The sequence below is a fragment of the Psychromonas antarctica genome (assembly GCF_022267535.1).
In the GTDB taxonomy this organism is placed as follows: domain Bacteria; phylum Pseudomonadota; class Gammaproteobacteria; order Enterobacterales; family Psychromonadaceae; genus Psychromonas; species Psychromonas antarctica.
The window spans coordinates 1-3,969 of sequence record NZ_JAHNZV010000166.1 but is presented as its reverse complement, the minus strand read 5'-3'; the positions used below and the strand labels follow the sequence as shown (position 1 = coordinate 3,969).

Below are 3,969 nucleotides of genomic sequence, written 5' to 3'. Positions count from 1 at the left end.
CAAATGCAGTAATAACGCTACTAAGTTGCTCTGGATTTGACATAATTAAGTCCTGATGGATGAGTTACCCGTATTAAATCAGAACAAAAAATGGAAGTTGAGCTACGCTGCCGTAAGCTCACTTCTCACCGATGCTTTGGATTGAAAATGAGTTAGCCAAAGTACTTGCAGGTTTTTCTGCTGTTGTTATTTTTGCGCTTATTTTTTCATTAATTGAAAGTAAATTTATATTACCTTGTCATTTATCTTTTCCTAAAAAAAGTAATGAAGGCAGTAAAGGCAATGTGCTGCTACGTGCATTAGAAAGATTAAGAAAATATTTAAATGATGGACTTAATCATTTTAATGAGCACTATTATGCTCCAACATTAAAAGCCGCTTTGAATAACAAAATAACGACAATTTTTGCCTTTTCGTTATTGGTGCTAAGTGCCTATTCTGCTGTTATTCATGGTCATATACGCTCTGCATTTTTTCCTGAAATTCCTGGTAGATATGGCACATTGATAGTAAAAATGGACTCGATTGCCTCGCCTAAATTAAGTGCTCAAAATATATACAGCCTTGAAAGTGCGGCTATTGCGGCATCCAAAGCATTACATGACACCTATAACTTAGACTATAGCCCGTTTAGCAAGCTACTCATTTCGCGGGATACTCCGCAAGAAATAGAGTTGACTATTGAACTAACCGAAGAAGCGCTGGCTGATATTCCGAGTGACGAAGTACTCGCTTATTGGAAGAAATACACGGGTATTATAGAAGGTAGTTTATCAATGGACTATTCACTTGCAAGTGAGCCAGCAGGTGGCTCTTCTATTGTTGTATCGTCGTTGAATCGTGATTTAGCCATACATGTCGCTGCTCAAATTAAACAAGATTTGATGCGCATTAGAGGAGTGACAAATGTTGTTGATAATAGCACTTCTGGAAGAAGACAATTACAAGTTACTCTTAATGAACGTGGTATCCAGCTGGGCATAGATCAACGACGCATAGCAAGAATTGTTGGTAGTACCTATGGTGAAATTGAAATCCATCGGTTATTAGAAAAAGGAGAGGAGATCTCTGTGGTTGTAAAGGTGCCCTCTAAAGAGAAAAAAACGCTTGAACAACTCGCATCTACACCCGTCCAGTTAGCTGATGATAGTTATGTATCTTTAGGAGATGTAGTAAATCTCACTTTCTCTCATCAAGCCGATCTTATTAACAGGAGGAACTATGACGAAGTTATTAAAATATCATGGGGACAAACACAAAGTGTCATTTCGGCAGAAGAAGTTTTTGATCAGTTAAGCAAAGATACGATTCCTCAACTGACTAACATTTATCCGCAAGTGAAAATTGCACGAGCAGGAGCCCTGGCAGAGCAAGAAGAAGTACAGAGTGGCTTTAAAAAGGCGATGCTTTTAACGCTTTTATTAATATTTGTACTTCTCGCTATTCCGCTTAAATCATATTGGCAACCACTGATCATTATGTCCATCATTCCATTTGGTTTTGCAGGCGCCATTTTTGGCCATGGATTGATGGGGTTACCCGTCAGCTTACTCTCTATGTTTGGAATGATGGCGATGACGGGGGTAGTGATTAATGATTCATTGGTTTTGTTAACCAGGTTTAACCAACTACACGAAAGTGGGTTGGCCGTAAAAGATGCACTTATTGAAGCAGGAAAGAGCAGAATGAGGGCCATATTTCTAACCACGTTAACCACTGTTTGTGGACTTCTGCCTTTATTATTTGAAACGTCTGAGCAAGCTCAATATTTAAAACCCGCTGCTGTTTCACTCGTATTTGGAGAGTTATTTGCGACACCCATCACCTTGATTTTGATTCCAGTGATCCTTAGTTTCGGAAAGTACAAAAGCCAAAAAAGTAATATTAGTGATAATAGCATCGCCGTAACGTGAAAAGTGGAGCCAAGTAAAGAACCTTATATGTACTCATATTTTGAGTGTTAGTTCCTTTTTATTATATTCTTTATTTTAGTGCAATAGGGGGGATTTCAGTGGCTATTCATGTTTTTATGTTCAGTCTTTGCAACATTCATTTACACAGTATCGCGACATACAAGATTGCCTCATGGTGATTTAGTCAATGCATATGCTTATGGTAATAGTGAGAGCCAAACAATTTACGACCTGAAGGGGGCAGAAAGAACGCCCTGCTCAGGATATTTTTATACGAGTGTCAAAAGATGACGGTGCGACTTGGAGTGAGCCTGTTAATATTTCTGATACGGCGCGTAGAACATCCAAACAAAGCTACTGGCAAACAGATGTTAAAGGGAATGTTTCTCTGGGTAACTTTTATGGCGACTCAGGAAAACCGAACATATTTGCAGCAGGTGGTCATGTGGCTGTTACTTGGGCTGATAAATATTGTCCAGCAGCGGATGTAGATGATACTAACCTGAATGATGATTCCCCAGATTACAATTACCATCAGGGTGCTGCTACCTATCTTGATCGTGAAGGAAGACAGGTTCCTTTTAGTTGTACTTATATTGCTTATACTAAAAATCCTAGCGCAGTGGATGCTGAATTTAAGCCCACCGGCGGTACCTGGAAGCGAGAGCAATTAAGCTTTGGTGAGCGTGATGCCAAACAAAATACTCCGCGGGCAACTAGTTATAGTGATGGCACAAAAGTCGCTTGGAATGTTGTCTGGCAGGAAGACCCTGAAGGTTTAAAAACCGGTACAGCAGATGGTCCGGGAGATGGTGCCAGTGGTGCTAATGTCAATAAAGGTACCGATATTTGGTATACCTATATTGAAGATATGAAGGCTGCCGCTCTTGCAGATATTACTTTTGCTGCCAATGTTTCTCGTGTCACCAATAATTTCAAGAAATTCAAAAAACGTTAAGGTGATGATGTTGTTACAGAATTAACGGGTAATCTTGATCCGGTTTGTGCCGCTACACCTGAATGTTCAAACACGCAACCATTATTGGTAGAAACAGGTAAAGAAGGCACGGCTAGCGCATTTTAATCCCGCTCTCCAACAAGGTTGAGCGGTATTTATCATCTAGCCCTACCATCTTCTTTTTCGCAGCCATACTGGCCGATTTACTTTTATCTTGTTTGAATAAGGCCATTGCCATTTTTCTCATGACGTTAAAGGCTAATGGCCCTCGACCTTTACGTATACGTGACTCATCTTCTCTAAATGTCATATCAAGTACCCAATGCATACTTTCAACTTGCCAATGATCACGCACTGCGCCTAACGCTTGCTCTGCACCTAACTGCAATGAACTAATGTACCAACGTGTTTCCTTTGTTTCTTTGCCTGAATTTTTTTCATGTACTTGTGCGGTTATTTTAATAATACTGTTTAAGCCTGACCAGCGATATTCCTTGGCCAACCATTTTTTATCAATTAATAATTGCTCACATATTCTCGTTTCAATACGCCCATGACCTGCTGATACTTCTTCATGTTTAGCATATATTTCCGATGATAATCCTTCTCGCTGACACTTATGCCACCAAGCTTCCAACTCAGCTTGCATGCCTGAATGGTTACCTTTTAGCGCTAAAATATAATCGGCTTTTTGTTGAATTATTTGTTTGGCTATCTCTTTCTGACACCCCATTGCATCAAGGGTAATGATGCTGTTTTCAATATCTAAAAGCGCGAGCAGTTCGGGTATTGCTGTCATTTCGTTTGTTTTCGCATCAACGGCTGTTTGCCCTAATACTAATTGATGCTGACAGCTCCAGGCGCTTACTGCATGCAGTGCATTTTTTCTATTTTTAGTAGAGAATGATCGGCGCGCTGTTTTTCCATCAGAAGCTAGGACAGCCATACCTTTTGACGGGTTGCGAGTTTGCACCTACTATATAACCAGTGTTTTTATATTCACTAGTAGAGGTAGGTATGACGCAATCACGATCTTCATTAATTTCGCTTTCTGATACCCCCTATTATCATTGTATATCTCGCTGTGTGCGCCGCGCA

The 3,969-nt window shown here is 40.1% G+C and carries 2 protein-coding genes and 1 pseudogene; 2 read left to right on the top strand and 1 reads right to left on the bottom strand.

All coding sequences use genetic code 11. The features are described 5' to 3' along the window. The first annotated feature begins 131 nt into the window (after positions 1 to 131). The gene (locus tag KSO91_RS16270; RefSeq protein ID WP_238744080.1) at positions 132 to 1,913 is read left to right on the top strand and encodes an efflux RND transporter permease subunit; all 1,782 of its coding nucleotides are present in this window, start codon (positions 132 to 134) and stop codon (positions 1,911 to 1,913) included. Between the two features lie 265 nt (positions 1,914 to 2,178). Further along, positions 2,179 to 2,871: a choice-of-anchor O protein gene (locus KSO91_RS16265; protein ID WP_338049795.1), complete on the top strand. Its 693-nt coding sequence runs from the start codon at positions 2,179 to 2,181 to the stop codon at positions 2,869 to 2,871. Positions 2,872 to 2,983: 112 nt separating this feature from the next. Here KSO91_RS16265 and KSO91_RS16260 read toward each other — a convergent pair. Then, positions 2,984 to 3,826 (bottom strand): annotated as a pseudogene (locus tag KSO91_RS16260) (ISAs1 family transposase); the annotation flags it as partial. Positions 3,827 to 3,969 lie beyond the last annotated feature (143 nt).

What these genes read in the sequence shown, in the direction of transcription:
- KSO91_RS16270 (WP_238744080.1), top strand. Translation starts at nt 132, where the DNA reads ATGCTTTGGATTGAAAATGAGTTAGCCAAAGTACTTGCAGGTTTTTCT.